This window comes from Ferrovibrio sp. MS7, from assembly GCF_038404985.1.
GTDB classification, from domain to species: Bacteria; Pseudomonadota; Alphaproteobacteria; order Ferrovibrionales; family Ferrovibrionaceae; genus Ferrovibrio; species Ferrovibrio plantarum.
In genome coordinates this window covers 299,235-318,208 of sequence record NZ_JBBKBA010000001.1, presented here as the reverse complement: position 1 = coordinate 318,208, position 18,974 = coordinate 299,235, and the positions used below count along the sequence as shown (strand labels likewise).

At 64.1% G+C, this 18,974-nt stretch carries 14 protein-coding genes; all 14 read left to right on the top strand.

Translation table 11 applies throughout. The features are described from left to right. Window positions 1-13 precede the first annotated feature (13 nt). Entirely contained in the window at window positions 14-2,875 is a 2,862-nt protein-coding gene (gene fdhF, locus V6B08_RS01415) for a formate dehydrogenase subunit alpha (RefSeq protein ID WP_341977356.1), read from the top strand. Then, window positions 2,872-3,714, top strand: a complete 843-nt coding sequence (gene fdhD / locus V6B08_RS01410) for a formate dehydrogenase accessory sulfurtransferase FdhD (protein ID WP_341977354.1) — start codon at window positions 2,872-2,874, stop codon at window positions 3,712-3,714. The genes fdhF and fdhD overlap by 4 nt, the downstream gene beginning before the upstream one ends. Beyond that, complete coding sequence (locus V6B08_RS01405) at window positions 3,704-3,943, top strand: formate dehydrogenase subunit delta (RefSeq protein WP_341977352.1); 240 nt, start codon at window positions 3,704-3,706, stop codon at window positions 3,941-3,943. Before fdhD ends, V6B08_RS01405 begins: the two co-directional genes overlap by 11 nt. A gap of 299 nt (window positions 3,944-4,242) precedes the next feature. Further along, complete coding sequence (locus tag V6B08_RS01400; RefSeq protein ID WP_341977350.1) at window positions 4,243-7,596, top strand: acetyl-CoA carboxylase family protein; 3,354 nt, start codon at window positions 4,243-4,245, stop codon at window positions 7,594-7,596. A 13-nt stretch (window positions 7,597-7,609) separates the two neighbouring features. Next, window positions 7,610-8,596, top strand: a complete 987-nt coding sequence (locus tag V6B08_RS01395; protein ID WP_341977348.1) for an ABC transporter ATP-binding protein — start codon at window positions 7,610-7,612, stop codon at window positions 8,594-8,596. 48 nt (window positions 8,597-8,644) lie between these two features. Further along, window positions 8,645-10,240, top strand: a complete 1,596-nt coding sequence (locus V6B08_RS01390; protein WP_341977346.1) for an ABC transporter substrate-binding protein — start codon at window positions 8,645-8,647, stop codon at window positions 10,238-10,240. Window positions 10,241-10,264: 24 nt separating this feature from the next. Continuing rightward, window positions 10,265-11,224: an ABC transporter permease gene (locus V6B08_RS01385; RefSeq protein ID WP_341977344.1), complete on the top strand. Its 960-nt coding sequence runs from the start codon at window positions 10,265-10,267 to the stop codon at window positions 11,222-11,224. Next, complete coding sequence (locus V6B08_RS01380; protein WP_341977342.1) at window positions 11,221-12,090, top strand: ABC transporter permease; 870 nt, start codon at window positions 11,221-11,223, stop codon at window positions 12,088-12,090. The genes V6B08_RS01385 and V6B08_RS01380 overlap by 4 nt, the downstream gene beginning before the upstream one ends. A gap of 7 nt (window positions 12,091-12,097) precedes the next feature. Continuing rightward, window positions 12,098-13,129 carry an ABC transporter ATP-binding protein gene (locus V6B08_RS01375; protein WP_341977341.1) on the top strand — a complete coding sequence of 344 codons (1,032 nt, stop codon included), beginning with the start codon at window positions 12,098-12,100 and terminating at the stop codon, window positions 13,127-13,129. Between the two features lie 23 nt (window positions 13,130-13,152). Then, the gene (locus V6B08_RS01370) at window positions 13,153-14,307 is read left to right on the top strand and encodes a CaiB/BaiF CoA transferase family protein (RefSeq protein WP_341977339.1); all 1,155 of its coding nucleotides are present in this window, start codon (window positions 13,153-13,155) and stop codon (window positions 14,305-14,307) included. A 15-nt stretch (window positions 14,308-14,322) separates the two neighbouring features. Next, a complete protein-coding gene (locus V6B08_RS01365) occupies window positions 14,323-15,183 on the top strand; it encodes a MaoC/PaaZ C-terminal domain-containing protein (protein ID WP_341977337.1) in 861 nt (286 codons plus the stop codon). Continuing rightward, entirely contained in the window at window positions 15,180-16,709 is a 1,530-nt protein-coding gene (locus V6B08_RS01360) for an acyl-CoA synthetase (RefSeq protein ID WP_341977335.1), read from the top strand. The genes V6B08_RS01365 and V6B08_RS01360 overlap by 4 nt, the downstream gene beginning before the upstream one ends. A gap of 108 nt (window positions 16,710-16,817) precedes the next feature. Continuing rightward, on the top strand, window positions 16,818-17,741 hold the full coding sequence (locus V6B08_RS01355) for an SDR family NAD(P)-dependent oxidoreductase (RefSeq protein ID WP_341977333.1): 924 nt from the start codon (window positions 16,818-16,820) through the stop codon (window positions 17,739-17,741). Between the two features lie 63 nt (window positions 17,742-17,804). Continuing rightward, on the top strand, window positions 17,805-18,971 hold the full coding sequence (locus V6B08_RS01350; RefSeq protein ID WP_341977331.1) for a thiolase family protein: 1,167 nt from the start codon (window positions 17,805-17,807) through the stop codon (window positions 18,969-18,971). The last annotated feature ends 3 nt before the right edge of the window (window positions 18,972-18,974 follow it).

Sequence of the window (18,974 nt, the reverse complement as noted above, 5' to 3'; positions counted from 1 at the left end):
CGAGGCGCCCCTCATGCCCTTGATTGACGAAATCGACTACGGCACTCCAGCCAGCGCTTCCGAAGCGATGGTCACGCTCAGCATCGATGGCGTGTCGGTCACTGTGCCGGAAGGCACCTCGGTGATGCGGGCGGCGATGCAGGCCGGTACCCAGATTCCCAAGCTCTGCGCCACGGATATGCTGGATGCCTTCGGCTCCTGCCGCCTCTGCCTGGTGGAGATAGAAGGCCGCGCCGGTACGCCGGCTTCCTGCACCACGCCGGTGGCACCGGGCATGAAGGTGACGACGCAGAATGACCGCCTGGCGAAACTGCGCCGGGGCGTCATGGAGCTTTATATCTCGGATCATCCGCTGGATTGCCTGACCTGCCCGGCCAATGGCAATTGCGAATTGCAGGACATGGCCGGTGCGGTTGGCCTGCGCGAGGTGCGCTATGGCTATGAGGGCGAGAACCACCTCAAGCAGCAGAAAGACGAGTCGAATCCCTATTTCACCTTCGATGCGTCCAAATGCATCGTCTGCTCGCGCTGTGTGCGGGCCTGCGAGGAAGTGCAGGGCACCTTCGCGCTGACCATCCAGGCGCGCGGCTTCGATTCCAAGGTCTCCGCCGGCATGGCGGAAAATTTCCTCAATTCCGAATGTGTTTCCTGTGGTGCCTGCGTGCAGGCCTGCCCGACGGCGACATTGATGGAAAAATCGGTGATCGAGATCGGCCAGCCGGAGCATTCGGTGGTCACCACCTGCGCCTATTGCGGTGTCGGCTGCAGCTTCAAGGCCGAGATGCGCGGCGAGGAGCTGGTGCGCATGGTGCCCTACAAGGACGGCCAGGCCAATCGCGGCCATTCCTGCGTCAAGGGCCGCTTCGCCTGGGGTTATGCCAATCACCGCGAACGCATCCTCAAGCCGATGATCCGCGAGAGCATAGACCAGCCCTGGCGCGAGGTGAGTTGGGAGGAGGCGATTTCCTATGCCGCTGCCGAATTCAAGCGCATCCAGGCCAAGTATGGCCAGGGTTCCATCGGCGGCATCACCTCGTCGCGCTGTACCAATGAGGAAACCTATCTGGTGCAGAAGCTGGTCCGTGGCGGCTTCGGCAACAACAATGTCGATACCTGCGCCCGCGTCTGTCATTCGCCCACCGGCTATGGCTTGAGCAAGACCTACGGCACCTCCGCCGGCACGCAGAATTTCGATTCGGTGGAACATACCGATGTGGCGGTGGTGATCGGCGCCAACCCGGCCGTGGCACATCCGGTTTTCGCCTCGCGGCTGAAAAAGCGCCTGCGCCAGGGCGCCAAGCTGATCGTGATCGATCCGCGCCGCACCGAGATGGTGAAATCGGCGCATATCGAAGCGGCCTATCATCTGGCATTGCGCCCCGGCACCAATGCGGCGGTGATGAACGCCCTGGCGCATGTGATCGTCAGTGAAGGCTTGCAGAACGAGCAATTCATCCGCGAGCGCTGCGATCTCGATGCCTTCCAGTACTGGGTCGATTTTGTCTTGCAGCCGGAGAACAGCCCGGAGGCGGTAGAAAAGATTTCCGGCGTGCCGGCGGAAACCATTCGTGGCGCCGCCCGGCTTTATGCCACCGGCGGCAACGGCGCGATTTATTATGGTCTCGGCGTCACCGAGCATAGCCAAGGGACCACCACTGTCATCGCGATTGCCAATCTCGCCATGCTTACCGGCAATATCGGCCGCGAAGGCGTCGGCGTGAATCCACTGCGCGGCCAGAACAATGTGCAGGGCGCCTGCGACATGGGCAGCTTCCCGCATGAATTGCCTGGCTACCGTCATATGTCGGATGATGCCACCCGTGCCATCTTCGAAGATCTCTGGGGCCGCACGCTCGATCCCGAGCCTGGCCTGCGCATCCCGAACATGCTGGATGCCGCCGTGGATGGCAGCTTCAAGGGCATCTATGTGCAGGGCGAGGACATCGTGCAATCCGATCCCAACACGCAACATGTCGCCGCCGGCCTGAAGGCGATGGAATGCGTGGTGGTGCAGGATTTGTTTCTGAACGAGACGGCGAACTACGCCCATGTCTTCCTGCCCGGCTCCACCTTCCTGGAGAAGGACGGCACTTTCACCAATGCCGAGCGCCGCATCAACCGCGTGCGCCGTGTGATGACGCCGAAGAATGGCGGTTATGCCGACTGGCAGATCACCATGATGCTGTCGAATGCCATGGGCTTCCCGATGACCTACAAGCATCCAGCCGAGATCATGGACGAGGTCGCCAGGACCACGCCGGGTTTTGCCGGCGTCTCTTATGACTACCTGGAGAAGATGGGCTCGGTGCAATGGCCCTGCAACGAGAAGGCGCCGCTTGGCACGCCAATCGTGCATGTGGATGGCTTCGTGCGCGGCAAGGGTAATTTCATGATCACGGCCTATGTGCCGACCGACGAGAAATCGACGGCGCGATTCCCGCTGCTGCTCACCACCGGCCGCATCCTGTCGCAATACAATGTCGGTGCGCAGACCCGGCGGACCGAGAATGTGGTGTGGCATGACGAGGATGCGCTGGAAATTCATCCGCATGATGCCGAACAGCGCGGCATCCGCGATGGCGTCTGGGTGAAGCTGCAAAGCCGCGCCGGTGAGACGACCTTGCGCGCACTGATCACCGACCGGGTGGCGCCGGGCGTGGTCTACACCACCTTTCATCACCCCAATACGCAGGCCAATGTCATCACCACCGATTTCTCCGACTGGGCGACCAACTGCCCGGAATACAAGGTGACGGCGGTGCAGGTCGGGCTCTCCAACGGCCCGTCGGAATGGCAGACCGAATACCGTGGCATGACCGAGAAAAGCCGCCGCATTGCCGGCAAGGCAACAGGCGGCAAGGAGGCGGCGGAATGAGCACGCCGCGCGCCATTCTGCGCATGCCCGCTTTGCTGCGAGTCCCGGGCCTGGCCTGGCGCGACGGCAGGCTGCATGACAGCTATCGCGCCCTGCCGGTGGAGAGCGCGGTGGCGCTGACCTATAACGGCTCGACGCATGCGGTGATGATGGCAAGCCCTGCCGATCTCGAGGATTTCGCCATCGGCTTCAGCCTGGCGGAAGGCATCATCGATGCGCCGGGCGATATCGAGGATTTGCGGCCGGTCGAGGGGCCGCATGGCATTGACCTGCAAATGTGGCTCAATCCGGTCCTGGCGGAGCTTCATGCGGCACGGCGTCGCTTCATGGCCGGGCCTACCGGTTGCGGTCTCTGCGGCATCGAGAGTCTGGAGCAGGCGGTGAAGCCACCAACGGCAGTGAGTGCCGAGCCGCGTTTCACGCCGGAGATGATCGCCGAGGCGTTGGCTAGCCTGCCGGCGGCACAGCGGCTCAATGCCGAAACCCGCGCCATGCATGCCGCCGGCTATTGGGAACCCGGCGTCGGTCTTGTTGCGTTACGCGAGGATGTCGGTCGCCACAATGCACTCGACAAGCTGGCTGGCGCGCTGGCGCGCGACGAGCAGACTGCGCAACGCGGCCTGCTGCTGCTGACCAGCCGGGTTTCGGTGGAGATGGTGCAGAAGGCGGCCCGGCTTGGCGTGGCGGCGATTGTGGCGGTATCGGCACCGACCTCGATGGCGCTCAGCATGGCGACAGCGGCTGGTATCACCTTGATCGCCGTGGCGCGCGGCGCGGAATTCGAGGTGTTCTCGCGGCCGGACCGACTGCTGCCCGGAGTGAGTGATCATGTCGCATGACAAGCTGGTGATGATGGCGAACCAGATCGGCCGTTTCTTCGCGCCGCAGGCTGCCATGAACCCGGTCGATGGCATTGTCGATCATTTGAAGAAATTCTGGGATCCCCGCATGCGCGCCCAGATTTTCGCGCATCTGGAGAATGGCGGCGAAGGACTCGATCCATTGGTCCGCGAGGCGGTATTGCGCCTGTATGAAGAGAACAAACAAAAGCAGGCGGCCAAGCCGTAACGCCAAAGCAGGTGCTTTCCTCATCCTGGGCCGGCAGTTCGCCGGCAAATTGCCCTGGCGGCCCCTGGTCGCCGGGGTTTTTCATGGCCAGTTTTGGCCACTGCTTTGCCAATCTGTATCACTGTTGACAGGTTCTTTAAGGCTGAATTTTGTAGTTTTTCGGAAGGGTTACCTGGCATCCGACAGTAGTATGTAAACTGTTGACATTATGCGCCTGCTGTGTTTTTTTCCTCTGCAACTGGAGAGGAAACCAACCGCGTCGCCAAAGCATGCGGCACCGATAAGGCAGGCAATCGGGTATGAGTAAGGCAGTTCGGGATAGCCAGACCGCGCATACAGTGCTGGTGGCCAATCGCGGCGAGATCGCGGTGCGGATCTGCCGTGCAGTGGCCGAGTTGGGCTGGCGCAGCGTCGTGGTCTATTCCCAGGACGACGCCGCCTCGCTACATGGCCGCAAGGGCGATGTGGCCGTTGCTTTGGCCGGCGCTGGCAGTGCCGCCTATCTCGATATCGATGCCCTGATCGCCGTTGCCCGCCAGCAGGGCTGCACCATGGTCCATCCGGGCTATGGCTTTCTCAGCGAGCGTGCCGACTTCTCCCGCCGCTGCGAGCAGGCCGGGCTGATCTTCGTCGGCCCGCAGCCGGAAACCCTCGAGACCTTCGGCAACAAGGCGGCGGCGCGGCAATTGGCCGCCGCCTGCGACGTGCCGTTGCCGCGCGGCACCGGTCTGTTGCCATCGCCCGAGCCGGCGCTGGCCTTCATGCAGAGCCTGGGTGAAAACCCGGCAATTATGCTTAAAGCGGCGGCCGGCGGTGGCGGACGCGGCATCCGCATCGTGCGTGACGCAGCCAGCCTGGCCAATGATTTCGAGCGCTGCAGCTCCGAGGCGCGGGCTTCGTTTGGCGATGGCGGCGTCTATGCCGAGGAACTGATCGAGCATGCCCGGCATGTGGAAGTGCAACTCGTCGGCGATGGCCAGGGCCATGTGGCGGTGCTGGGTGAGCGCGAATGCAGCCTGCAGCGCCGGCAGCAGAAGCTGATCGAGGTGGCGCCATCGCCGGGCCTTACGGCGGAAATCCGTCGCGAGCTCTACGAGGCCACGCTGCGCATGGCCAGGAAGGTGAATTACCGCAGCCTCGGCACGTTTGAATTCCTGGTTGGCACGCGCGGCGAAGCCGGCATGGAGTATTTCCGTTTTCTGGAGGTGAATCCGCGCCTGCAGGTGGAGCATACGGTGACCGAGGAAGTCACTGGCATCGATCTGGTGCAGTTGCAGCTCCGTATTGCTGCCGGCGTCAAGGTGAACCCGAAGGAATTGCCGGACCCGAAGCAGCCACGCGGCATGGCGATGCAGTTGCGCATCAATGCTGAGACGATGCGGTCCGATGGCATGGCCTCGCCTTCGCTCGGCACGCTCAGCGCCTTCGAGATGCCGGCGGGGCCCGGCATTCGCGTCGATACCGCCGCCTATGTCGGGCATCAATCCGGCGTCAGCTTCGATTCGCTGCTGGCCAAGGTGATCGTGCATACCGGGGCTGGTGACTTCACCGCCCTGGTGCGCAAGGCGTATCGCGCGCTTTGCGAAATGCGCATCGATGGTGTCGCCACCAATCTCTCTTTTCTGCAGGCTTTGCTGCAGCATCCCGATTTGGCCGCCAACCATATCCATACCCGTTTCATCGACGAGCATGTGGCCGATCTGGTGGCGGCAGCCGCCGCGCCGCATCCGACGCTCTATTTCGCCAATGCCGCGACGAGTCGGCAGGCGGTGGCGGTGGCCGAGCTGCAGGGCCCGGTTGGTAGCCAGCCGGTGACGGTGCCGATGACCTGCCGCGTTATGGACCTGCTGGTGCAGGCCGGTGATGTGGTGCGGGCCGGGCAGCCACTGGCGATCACCGAGGCGATGAAGATGGAATTCGTCGTCGAGGCGCCATGCAGCGGCACGGTGGCGCTGCTTGCGGTCGCCAAGGGCGGTGCCGTGGCGGAAGGCGGCGCTGTATTGTTCCTGCTGCCCGATGGTAATGCCGATGACGGCGCGGTGCGCAGCGAGGCGGAGCAGGATCTCGACCTGATCCGCAAGGATCTTGCCGAGGTGCTGGCCGCGCATGCAAAGCTGGAGGATGCGGCCCGCCCCGACGCGGTGGCCCGCCGGCGCAAGAGCGGACAGCGTACCGCACGCGAGAATGTCGCCGACCTCTGCGATGCCGGCAGCTTCCGCGAATATGGTGGCCTTGCCGTGGCGGCGCAGACCAGCCGCCGTGAACCCGAGGAATTGCAGCGCATCAGCCCGGCCGATGGCCTGATCACCGGTGTCGGCACCGTGAATGCGGAAACTTTCGGTACCGACCGCACGCAATGCGTGGTGCTGGCCTATGATTACACAGTATTCGCCGGCACCCAGGGTGTGATGGCGCATGCCAAGAAGCGCCGCATCTTCCGCCTGGCGACCAAGTGGCGCTTGCCGGTGCTGATGTTCGCCGAGGGTGGTGGCGGACGGCCGGGTGATACCGACGATCACGGCCATCTCAAGCTCTACAATGGCAGCTTCTGGTCGCTGGCGCGGCTGCATGGCGAAGTGCCGATCGTCGCCATCGTGTCTGGCCGCTGCTTTGCCGGCAATGCCGCGCTGGCCTCCTGTGCCGATGTGGTGATTGCCTGCGAGAATGCCTCCATCGGCATGGGTGGCCCGGCGATGATCGAGGGCGGTGGCCTGGGCGTTTTCGCGCCGGAGGAAGTCGGGCCGGTATCGGTGCAGGCGCGCAATGGCGTTGTCGATATCGTGGTGCGCGACGAAGCCGAGGCGGTGGCGGCAGCTAAGAAGTTCATGGGCTATTTCCAGGGCGTGGCGACCGATTGGCAGGCGCCGGACCAGCGCTGGCTACGCCATGTGGTGCCGGAAGAGCCGCGCCGCGCCTATGACATGCGTGCAGTGATCAAGGCGCTGGCCGATATTGATTCGGTGCTGGAACTGCGACCGAATTTCGGCCATGGCATGATCACCGCGCTGATCCGCATCGAGGGCCAGCCCTTCGCGGTGATCGCCAACAATCCGGCGCATCTTTCCGGCGCGATCGATGCCGAGGCTGCCGACAAGGCGGCGCAATTCTCCGATCTGGCGGAAACCCTGCGGTTGCCTTTACTCACGCTTTGCGACACGCCCGGCTTCATGGTCGGGCCTGATGCGGAGAAGGAAGCCCTGGTACGCCGCTCCGGCCGCATGTTCGTCAGCGGCTCCAAGCGCACGGTGCCGCAATTCATGATCGTGGTGCGCAAAGCTTATGGCCTCGGCGCACTGGCCATGGTCGGCGGCAATTCCTTCGAGCCACTCTTCTGCGTCGCCTGGCCCACCGGCCATTTCGGCAAGATGGGCCTGGAAGGCCAGGTCAAGCTGGCTTACCGCAAGGAACTGGATGCCATCGCCGATGAAGCCGAACGCGAGGCACGCATCCGGCAGATGGTGGCAGACCTGCATGATCGCGGCAGCGCGCTAAACACCGCGCCATATCTCTCGATTGACGATGTGATCGACCCACTCGACACCCGCCGCTGGCTGCTCGGTGGCCTGCAGGTGGTGCGCCAGCGCGGCGCGCTTGGGGAACACCGGCGTGCCCTGCAAGAGCCGGAGCCGTTCGGCTCGGCCTGGGTCGGCTGAGGGAGGGATGGGCGTGACGGGCAAACAGCCGGTGGTCAGCGTCGAAGATGTGAAAGTGCATTTCCCGGTCGGGCGCCGCGATGTGCTGCGCGCCATCGATGGCGTCAGCCTGCAGGTTCTGGAAGGGGAAGTGCTCGGCATCATCGGCGAATCCGGCTCGGGCAAGTCGACATTGGGCCGTGCCATCGTCGCGCTGCAACGCATTACGTCAGGCCGGATTCTCTGCGACGGCACCGAGCTTGGCGCGCTGAAGGGCGCCGCGTTGCGCGAGCGCCGCCGTGCCTACCAGATCGTGTTCCAGGATCCCGATGGCGCGCTCAATCCACGCCTCACCATCCTGCAAAGTGTGCGCGAGCCGCTGGATATCGAGGGCGGTGCCAGCCTGGAGGAACGTAATCGCGCGGCACTGAAATGCCTCGACCAGGTCGGCCTCGGCCCGGGTTTCGCCAGCCGCTATCCGCATCAGCTTTCCGGCGGCCAGAAGCAGCGCGTTATCATCGCCCGCGTGCTGACCATGAAACCGCGCGTGGTGGTCTGCGACGAGGCGGTGGCGGCGCTCGATGTCTCGATCCAGGCCGAGATCATCAACCTGTTCGCCAAGCTGCAGCGCGAACTCGGCCTCACCTATGTATTCATCTCGCACGATCTCAACATCGTGGCGCATATGAGCAACCGCATCGCGGTGATGTATCTCGGCGTCATCATGGAACTGGGGCCGGTGGAGGAATTGCTGGCCCAGCCGCTGCATCCCTACACGCTCAGCCTGCTGCAATCGCGGCCTGATCCGGTGCCGGCCTCGCTGCGCACCACCCAGCGCATGACCCTGAAGGGCGAGATTCCAAGCGCGCTGGCGCCGCCATCGGGCTGCCGCTTCCGCACCCGCTGCCCAAAGGCAGTGCAGCTTTGCGAGGAAAAAGTGCCGGCCTGGGAGAATGCTGCGCCTGGCCGCTGGGTTGCCTGTCATTTCGCAGGGAGTACCCCGTCCGCCGGGGCCAATTGAAGTCGTAACTGACCAATAACAACCAAACAACGGATCAAGGAGAGGAACATGTCGAGCAACGAACAGCATTTCACAGGTGAGCAGGAAGTCGTTGGCCGCTACAGCATGACGCGCCGGCAATGGCTCCAGGTGCTCGGCCTTGCCGCCGGCGGCAGCATGGCCGGCGGCCTGCCGATCTTCGGCGGTGACGCCCAGGCGCAGAAGCGCGGCGGCACGCTGAAGATCGCCTCGCCGCATAATCCCACCAGCATGGATCCGATCACCGGGCGCCATGGCAGCGACCATATCCTGCTGTTCCCGGCCTTCGAGTCGCTGATCAATATCGATCTCGACACCCTGATGCCGAAGCCGGGCCTGGCGACTTCCTGGTCCAATCCCGATCCCACCACCCTGGTGCTGAACCTGCGCCAGGGCGTGAAGTTCCATGACGGCACACCATTCGATGCCGAAGCCGCGCGTTTCAACCTGGAACGGGCCCGCACCGACGATCGCTCGCGCGTCAAGATCGACCTGATCTTCGTCAAGAGCATCGAAGTCACCGGTCCCTACCAGATCACGCTCAGGCTGTCCGAGCCGGACGTGGTGCTGCTCGCCGTGCTCTCGGACCGTCCGGGCATGATGTCGTCGCCCAAGGCGGTGAAGGAATCCGGTGACCGCTCCGACCGCAATCCGGTGGGCACCGGCCCCTGGCGCGTGACGAGCTGGCTCGACGCCGAGAAGATCACCTATGCCCGCTTCGCCGATTACTGGGACAAGAAGGCAGCGCCGGTCGACGAACTGGTGGTCTCGATCATCCCGGAAGTGAATACCGCGCTCCGCACCGTCACCTCGAAGCAGAACGACTTCGTGTTCCAGCTCGCGCCGCAGCAGATTCCGATTGTCGAGCGTTCCGGCCTCACCCTGGCGATGGGCCAGACGGTGGCGACTTATCACCTTTATCTCAACTACGCCAAGCCGCCGCTGGATAACGTCAAGGTCCGCCTCGCCATGTGCCACGGCATCGACCGCGACGAGTTCAACAAGCTGACCATGGCCGGGGTCGCCGAGCCGACCATCCAGACCCTGCCGCGCTCGCACTGGGCCTATAACAAGGAACTGGATGGCACCTACAAGTACGATCCCGAACTGGCGCGCAAGCTGCTGGCCGAAGCCGGCTATCCGAATGGCGTCGATATCGAGATGTATATCTACAACGACCAGCGCTCGCAGCAGCGCGGCGAGGTGCTGGTGGAGCAGTACAAGCGCTCCAACATCCGCATCCAGCTCCGCGCCGTGCCCGGCAACGAACTTGGCGCCAAGTATATGGGCGAGCAGCTCGGCAATGCCGCCTTCTCGGTCTATACCGGCCGCACCGATCCGAGCCAGTTCTTCTCCATCATGTTCGACCCCAAGTCGTTCATCAACGCCGCGCGCAAGTGGGGCGTGCCGGAACTGGAGAAGGCGATGGCGGATTGCCGCACCACCTTCGATCTCGAAGAGCGCAAGAAAGCCATCGGCCGGGCGCTGAAGATCATCAGCGACAACGCGCTCTATGTGCCGGTGATCCTGCAGACCGATATCGCGGCGATGCAGCCCAAGGTGCGCGGCTACAAGCCGAACATGCTCGGCAAGCCACGCTTCGAAGACGTCTCCCTCGAAGGCTGACCGGATACCGGGGAGGGAAGCGGCATGAAAGCGAAGCGAATTGCACGGTTGCTCCTGCACGGCCTGTTCCAGGCCGGGCCGGTGCTGATCGTGGCGACATTCCTGGTCTTCGCGATGATGCAACTTGTCCCCGGCGACGTTGCCATTGCGCTCGCGGGTGAGAATGCCACCCGCGAGCGTGTCGAGGAAATCCGCGTACTCTACGGCCTCGACCGGCCGCTCTGGGAACAATACACAAGCTGGCTCTGGAAGATGATGCAGGGAGACATGTCTGTCTCCATGCTGTCTGGCGAGCCGGTGCTGGAATCGATCCTGCGCCGCCTGCCGGTCACGCTGCTGGTCGTGTCGCTGGCCATGCTGCTGTCGCTGGTGGTTGGTATCCCGCTCGGCATCACCGCCTCGGTGCGGCCGCGCTCGGCGGTCGATTCCTTTGTCACGGTCTTCGCTTCCCTCGGCATCGCGTTGCCGAGCTTCTGGCTGGCCATGATTCTGGTGTCGATCTTCGCCATGGGCTTTGGCTGGTTCCCGGTTTCCGGCATGGTGCGCCCGGCGGTGAATCCCTGGGGCGCGGTGTGGCATGCCATCCTGCCAGCCATCGCGCTGGCCGCCAGCGGCGTCGCCGAAGTCGCCCGCCAGACCCGGTCGGCCCTGCTTGAAGTGCAATCCTCGCAATACATGCGCACGCTGCTGGCCAAGGGCCTGCCGCGCCGCCTGATCTTCTGGAAGCACGGCCTGAAGAATATCAGCGTCACGCTGCTCACCGTCATCGGACTGCTGTTCAATCGCCTGCTCGGCGGCACCGTGGTGATCGAGGCGGTGTTCGCTATCTCCGGCATGGGCAGCCTGGTGGTGAGTGCCGCCACCGGCAAGGACTATCCGGTGATCCAGGGCGTGATGCTCACCATGGTGCTGATCGTCATCACCGTGAACCTGATCATCGAAATCCTCTACGCCGTGTTCGACCCCCGGGTGTTGAAGAAATGAACCAGCCCACTACGCTGCAGAGCAATGCCAGCCTGATGCCGGGCGTCTATGCCGTGCTGCGCCGCGCCGGCTTCTATCTCAGCATCGCCTATCTGCTGTTCCTGGTGGCGCTGTCGATCTCGGCGCCCTGGGTGGCACCGTTCTCGCCGACACTGCAGAACCCGGCCAATGTGCTGCTTCCGGCCGGTCCGGTCTATATCCTCGGCACCGACGATCTCGGCCGCGACGTGCTGAGCCGCCTGATCTGGGGCGCGCCGTTGACATTGTATGGCAGTGTGCTGGCGGTGCTGGTGGCCTGTGCCATCGGCTTGCCGTTCGGCCTCATCGCCGGCTTCAGCGGCGGCTGGATTGATGCCGCCATCAGCCGCACCATCGACACCATGCTGTCCTTCCCGGCCATCGTGCTCGCCATCGGCGTCACCGGCGTGCTCGGTGTCGGTCAGACCAACAGCATGATCGCCATCGGCATCGTGTTCTCGCCCACCATCGCGCGCCTGGTGCGCGGCCAGACGCTGATCGGCCGCGAGGCACTCTATGTCGATGCCGCGCGCTGCTTCGGCGCCAGCAACACGCGTCTGATCGTGCGCCACATTCTGCCGAATGCCGTGCAGCCGGTGATCGTGCAGGTGACCTTGCTGCTGGCCACCGCTCTGCTGGCGGAAGCCAGCCTCAGCTTTCTCGGCCTCGGTGTGCAGCCGCCGCAGCCGAGTTGGGGTGCCATGCTGGCCCGGGCTTACCACTACATGGAAATCGCGCCCTCGCAGATGTATGCGCCGGGCATTGCCATCCTGGTGACGGCACTGACCTTCAACGCGCTTGGTGAGAATCTGCGCGTGATCCTCGATCCCACCCAGAAGCGGCGCTGAGGCAGCCATGAGCAGCCAGATACACACCCCGCCCTCTCTTTCCTTGTCCGGCGCCGCCGATCCCCTGTTGGTGGTCGACAAGCTGAATATCTATTTCGACATGGCCCATGGCCTGATGCAGGCCGCCAACGATATCAGCTTCACGGTGCATGCCGGCGAGCGCGTCGGCATCGTCGGCGAAAGCGGCTGTGGCAAGACCGTCACCGGCCTGTCCCTGCTTGGCCTGCTGCCGCGTCCGATCACCCGCGTCACTGGGCGGGCCGATTTTGATGGGCAGAACCTGCTCGACATGCCGCGCGAGAAGCTGCGCCAGATTTCTGGCTCGCGCATTGGCATGATCTTCCAGGAGCCGATGCGCGCGCTTGATCCGGTCTTCACCATCGGCGAGCAGATTACCGAAACGCTGCGCGCCCATACCGGCATCGGCAGGCGCGAGGCGCGCGCCCGCACCATCGAGGCGCTGGCCGAGGTTGGCATCCCGTCGCCGGCGCGGCGCTATGATGATTACCCGCACCAGCTTTCCGGCGGCATGCAGCAGCGTGTGATGATCGCCATGGCGCTGGTCTGCCGGCCCAAGCTGCTGATCGCCGACGAGCCGACCACGGCGCTGGACGTGACGGTGCAGGCGCAGATCATCGATCTGCTCTACAAGATCAGCGAGGATACCGGCACGGCGCTGTTGTTCATCACCCATGATCTCGGCGTGGTGGCGGAACTCTGCACCCGCGTGCTGATCCTCTATGCCGGCCAGATCGTCGAGGATGCCTCGATCGAGAGCGTCTACCGCACGCCGCGCCATCCCTATACCTCGGCCCTGTTCCAGTCGATGCCGCGCTTGAGCCTGCGCGGCAAACCACTGCCGTCCATCGGCGGGCGGGTGCCGAGTTTCGCCAACATGCCGCAGGGCTGCCGTTTCCGCGAACGCTGCGGCCATGCCCAGCCGGCCTGCGTGGCGCGGCCTGAAATCGAGGCATTGGACCAGGGCCGCGTGCGCTGCTTCCGCGCGCGCGAACTGGTCCTGCCCGGCGCCGTCACCTGATTTTCCAGAGGAGCTTGAAGCGTATGGGACCGTTAAAAGGGCTGAAAGTGATCGAGATGGCCGGCATCGGGCCGGGGCCGTTCTGCGCCATGATGCTGTCCGATATGGGCGCCGAGGTGCTGCGCATCGACCGCGCCGATGCCGTCGGCGCCAAGGGCGAGCGCGATCCGCGTTTCGAAGTGCTGAACCGTGGCCGGCCGTCCATCGCGCTCGATCTCAAGAAGCCGCAGGCGGTGGAAACGGTGCGCCGCCTGGTGCAGCAGGCCGATGTGCTGATCGAAGGGTTCCGTCCCGGTGTGATGGAGCGTCTCGGCCTTGGACCGGAGGATTGCGCCAAGGTCAATCCGAAGCTGGTCTATGGCCGCATCACCGGCTGGGGTCAGGATGGGCCGCTCTCCCAGGCCGCCGGCCATGACATCAACTATATTGCCATCACCGGCGCGCTGCATGCCATCGGCCGCGCCGGCGGCGCCCCGGTGCCACCGCTCAATCTGATCGGCGATTTCGGTGGCGGTTCGCTCTACATGCTGTTCGGCATTCTCTGCGCCCTGTGGGAGCGCGAGCGTTCCGGCAAGGGCCAGGTGGTGGATGCCGCCATCGTCGATGGTGTCAATTCGCTGGCCAGTTTCCTGTTCGGCGCCCTGGCACGCAAAGGCTGGGTCAACGAGCGCGGCAAGAATGTGCTGGATGGCGGCCGCCCGTGGTACGACAGCTACGAGACCAAGGATGGCGGCTATATCTGCATCGGCCCCATCGAGGCGCGGTTCTACCAGCTTTTCCTGGAGAAGGTCGGCCTTGCCGATGCCGGCCTGCCGGACCAGAACGATCCCGCCAGCTGGCCGGTTTTGCGCGAGCGTTTCACGGCCCTGTTCAAGACCCGCACGCGCGACGAATGGTGCGCGTTGCTGGAAAGCACCGATGCCTGTTTCGCGCCGGTGCTGAGTCCGCTGGAGGCGCCATTGCATCCGCATAACGTGGCGCGCGGCAACTTCACCGAGGTGGATGGTGTGCTGCAGCCAGTGCCGGCGCCGCGCTTCAGTCGCACCAAGCCGGAAATCGCCGGTCCGGCTTCGCGTGCCGGGCAGAAAACCCGCGCCGGCCTGGCGCAATGGGGCATCCCGGAAAACGAGATCCAGGCGCTGATCGACGACAAGGTGGCGATCCAGGCAGCGGTGTAAGGCGAGGCTATAGTCATGGCGATTTCCTACGAAGCATTGAAGAACCGCAAATTTGAGCCGATCGTGCAGGAATACGGCACGCGCGACACCCTGCTCTATGCGGTGGGCACCTGCTGCGGCGATGATCCCACCGATCCGCGCGACCTTCGCTTTGCCTATGAGGAGAATATCCAGGCGCTACCGACCATGGCGACAGTGCTGTGTTCGCCGGGCTTCTGGCTGAAGCAGCCCGATACCGGTGTCGACTGGCGCCATGTGTTGCATGGCGAGCAGTTCCTCACCATCCATCGTCCGCTGCCGCCGAGCGGCAAGCTGGTCGGCCGCCAGCATATCGAGGAGATCATCGACAAGGGCCAGGGCCGTGGGGCGCTGATCTACATCAAGCGTGAATTGAGCGATGCCGTTAGCGGCGAACTGGTCTGCACCGTCGGCCTTTCCAGCTTCGCCCGCGCCGATGGCGGCTTCGGTGGTCCGTCCGGCCCGGCCAAGCCGGTGCACAAGCTGCCGGAAGGCACCCCGGATCTGGTCTGCGACCTGCCGACCTGGAAACACTCGGCGCTGATCTATCGCCTGAATGGCGACTACAACCCACTGCATGCCGATCCGGCGATTGCCACGGCAGCCGGTTTCGAACGCCCGATCCTGCATGGCCTCTGCACCTATGGCGTGGCCGGTCGGGCGCTGATCCGCAGCCTTTGCGACAATGATGCGACGCGGCTGAAGCAGCTCAATGTGCGTTTCTCGGCCCCGGTCTATCCGGGCGAGACGATCCGCACCGAAATCTGGAAGCAGGAGAGCGGCCTGGCCGGTTTCCGCTGCCGCGTGGTCGAGCGCAATGTGGTGGTGCTGGATAACGGCAAGATGGTCTACGCATGACCAGGGCGATTGTTTCAGGCGCCACGGTTCGGCCGATAGCGACGGTGAATGAGCGCGCGGCGCGTATCGCTTCCGGTCTTGCCGCGCTTGGCATCGGGCCGGGCACGGCGGTGGCGATCCTGATGCGCAATGAAATCTCGTTTATCGAATGCAGTCTCGGCACCGCCATGCTCGGTGCCTGGGCCGTGCCGCTGAACTGGCATCTGGCGCCGCCGGAAATCGAGTATGTGCTGGGCGATTGCGCCGCCAAGGTGCTGCTGGTGCATGCCGACTTGCTCGACCTGGTGCCGGCGGCTGTGCTGAACAGTGGCCGTTTCGCGGTGATTGTCGCGGATGTGCCGGCGGAAGTGCGCGAGGCCTATGGCGTACCGGCCGCCAAGATTGCAGCGCCGGCCGGAATGACGCGCTTCGAGGAATGGCTGGCGGCGCAGCCAGTATGGGACAAGCCGCCAGTGCCGGCGCCGGAAAGCATCATCTATACCTCGGGCACCACCGGCAAGCCGAAGGGTGTGCGGCGCAATCCACCGACGCCTGAGCAGCGCGCGCGGCTCGAGCGGATGCGCGAGGAGGTCTATGGCCTGCGCGCCGGCATCCGCCTGCTGGTGCCGGCACCGCTCTATCATGCCGCGCCAAATGTATTCGCCATCGCCGGTGCAAAGGTGGCCGATTGTCTGGTGCTGATGCCGAAATTCGATGCCGAGGATTTGCTGCGGCTGGTGGAAAAGCACCGCCTGACCAATATCGTGATGGTGCCGACCATGTTCGTGCGCCTGCTGCGGCTGCCGGAAGCGGTGCGGCGGCGCTACGATCTCAGTTCGCTGCGCGCCGTGCATCATGCCGCCGCGCCCTGCCCGCCGGATGTGAAGCGGGCGATGATCGACTGGTTCGGCCCGATCATCCATGAATGGTATGGCACCACCGAATCCAGTGTCGTCGCGGTCTGCGACAGCACCGAATGGCTGGCGCATCCCGGCACGGTCGGCCGCGCCATTGCCGGTGCGCGGATCGAGGTGGTGGGCGAGGATGGGGCTTTGCTGCCGCCGGACCAGCCGGGCGAACTTTATGTCGGCCTCGATTTCCTGCCCGACTTCACCTACCACAACCGCGATGAAGACCGCCGCCAGATCGGCCGCAATGGCCTGATCACCGGCGGGGATATCGGCTATCTCGATGGCGATGGCTTCCTGTTCCTCTGCGACCGCAAGAAGGACATGGTGATTTCCGGCGGCGTCAATATCTACCCGACCGAGATCGAGTCGGCGCTGCTTTCGATTCCCGCCGTGCAGGATTGTGCCGTGTTCGGCATCCCGGATGCGGAATTCGGCGAGGCGCTGATGGCCATCGTGGTGCAGGACGGCAGCAGCAGCGAGGCCGCGATCCGCGCCATCCTCGCCGCCCGCCTGGCCCGCTTCAAACTGCCCAAGGTGATCGAGTTCCGCGACAACCTGCCGCGCGACGATGCCGGCAAGCTGCTGAAGCGGCGGCTGCGTGAACCCTATTGGCAGAATGCCGAGCGGCGGATTTGAGCAGTCGATTGGTTGACAGGATTCAAGATTGTAGACAGATTACAGTTTACAATACAGCCGGACGGATATGCTTCTGTTGCCGGCCAAACGATGCGTGAGGAGGAAAACATGGCATCCGAGCAGTGTCTCAAGGACAAGGTGATCGTTGTTACCGGCGCCGGCCGCGGCATTGGCCGCTCCATCGCCGTGCTGGCGGCAGAACAAGGCGCCAAGGTGGTGGTGAACGATCTCGGCGGTTCGCCGGAAGGCGATGGTGCCGATGCCTCGCCGGCCCAGTCGGTGGTGGATGAGATCCGCAAGGCCGGCGGTATTGCCGCCGCCAACACCGACAGCGTCGCCGAGCCGGCTGGCGCCAACAACATCATCAAGACCGCCATCGACAATTTTGGCCGCATCGACTGCGTGGTGAACAACGCCGGCATCCTGCGCGACCGCATCTTCCACCGCATGTCGGTGGTGGATTTCGAGATGGTGATCAAGGTCCATCTGCTCGGCAGCTTCTATGTCGCGCGTGCCGCCGCGCCGTATTTCAAGGAGCAGAACAGCGGCTCCTATGTGCATTTCACCTCCACCTCGGGCCTGATCGGCAATATCGGCCAGAGCAACTATGCCGCCGCCAAGCTCGGCGTCATCGGCCTGTCCAAGGGCATCGCGCTCGATATGCAGCGCTTCAACGTGCGCTCCAACTGCATTTCGCCGTTCGCCTGGAGCCGCCTGATCGGCACCATCCCCACCGAGGGAGACCCGGAGAAGGAACGCCGCGTCGAGCGCCTGCAGCAGATGGGGCCGGAGAAGGTCGCGCCGCTGGCGGTCTATCTCGCCAGCGATCTTTCCATCCATGTTACCGGGCAAATCTTTGCCTCGCGCATGAACGAGATTTATCTCTTCAGCCAGCATCGCCCGATCCGCTCGGTGCATCGCGGCGAAGGCTGGACGCCGCAGACCATTGCCGAGCATGGCATGCCGGCGATGCAGGCGAATTTCCTGCCCCTCAGCCGCACCGCCGACGTCATCGGCTGGGATCCGATCTGAGTCTTTCCCTCCCCACATGCCCCGCTCCCGCATCGGAGCGGGGCTTGCACAAGGCCATTGCCCATGAGCTTACGCAGCGCCTCGTATATCGCGGGAATTTATGAGCACCCGACGCGCAAGGCCGCCGACAAGTCGGTGGTGCAACTGCATGCCGAATCGGCATTAGGTGCGCTGCGCGATGCCGGCCTGTCGATTGCTGATGTCGATGGCTATTTCTGCGCCGGCGATACGCCGGGCGGCCTGCAGACGGTGGAATATCTCGGCCTCAACCTGCGGCATTTCGATGCCACCGAGGCCGGCGGCGCCAGCTATGTCATGGATGTCGGCCATGCCGCAGAGGCAATCGCGGCGGGCAAGTGCAATGTCGCCTTGATCACTTTGGGCGGCCGGCCGCGTTCGGAAGGCGTCGCCACTGGCACCACGCCGCGCATCTATAATGCCTCTTCGCCCGATGTGCCGTTCGAGGCCACTTTCGGTGCCACCGTCGTCAACATGTATGCCATGTCGGCGGCGCGCCACATGCATGAATTCGGCACCACCGGCGAGCAACTCGCCTGGGTCAAGGTGGCGGCCTCCCATCACGCCCAGCACAATCCGAACGCCTTGCTGCGCGAGGTGGTGACGGTGGAGGATGTGGTGAATTCGCCGGTGATCGCCGATCCGCTGCGCCGGCTGGATTGCTGCGTCATCACCGATGGCGGTGGTGCATTGATCGTAGCGCGGGAGGAAATCGCCCGCAGCCTGAAGCGGCCGCTGATCAAGGTGCGCGGCACCGGTGAGTCGGTGAAGCACAGCGCCGGCGGTCGCATTAATGCCACCGTCTCGGCGGCGGCCAAGTCTGGCGCCACCGCTTTCGCCGAGGCTGGCATCAGGCCGTCCGACATCAATTATGCCTCGCTCTACGACAGCTTCACCATTACCACGCTGATCCAGATCGAGGATCTCGGGTTCTGCGCCAAGGGCGAGGGTGGTCGCTTCGTTGCCGATGGCAACCTGATTTCCGGCATTGGCAAGCTGCCGTTCAACACCGATGGCGGCGGCCTGTGCAACAACCACCCGGCCAATCGCGGCGGCATGACCAAGGTGATCGAAGCGGTGCGCCAGTTGCGCGGTGAGGCGCATCCCAAGGTGCAGGTGAAGGATTGCCGCCTGGCCCTGGCCAATGCCATCGGCGGTTCGGCACTTACCAACCGCCATTGCAGTGCCACCTTGATCCTCGAGCGGGAGTGAACC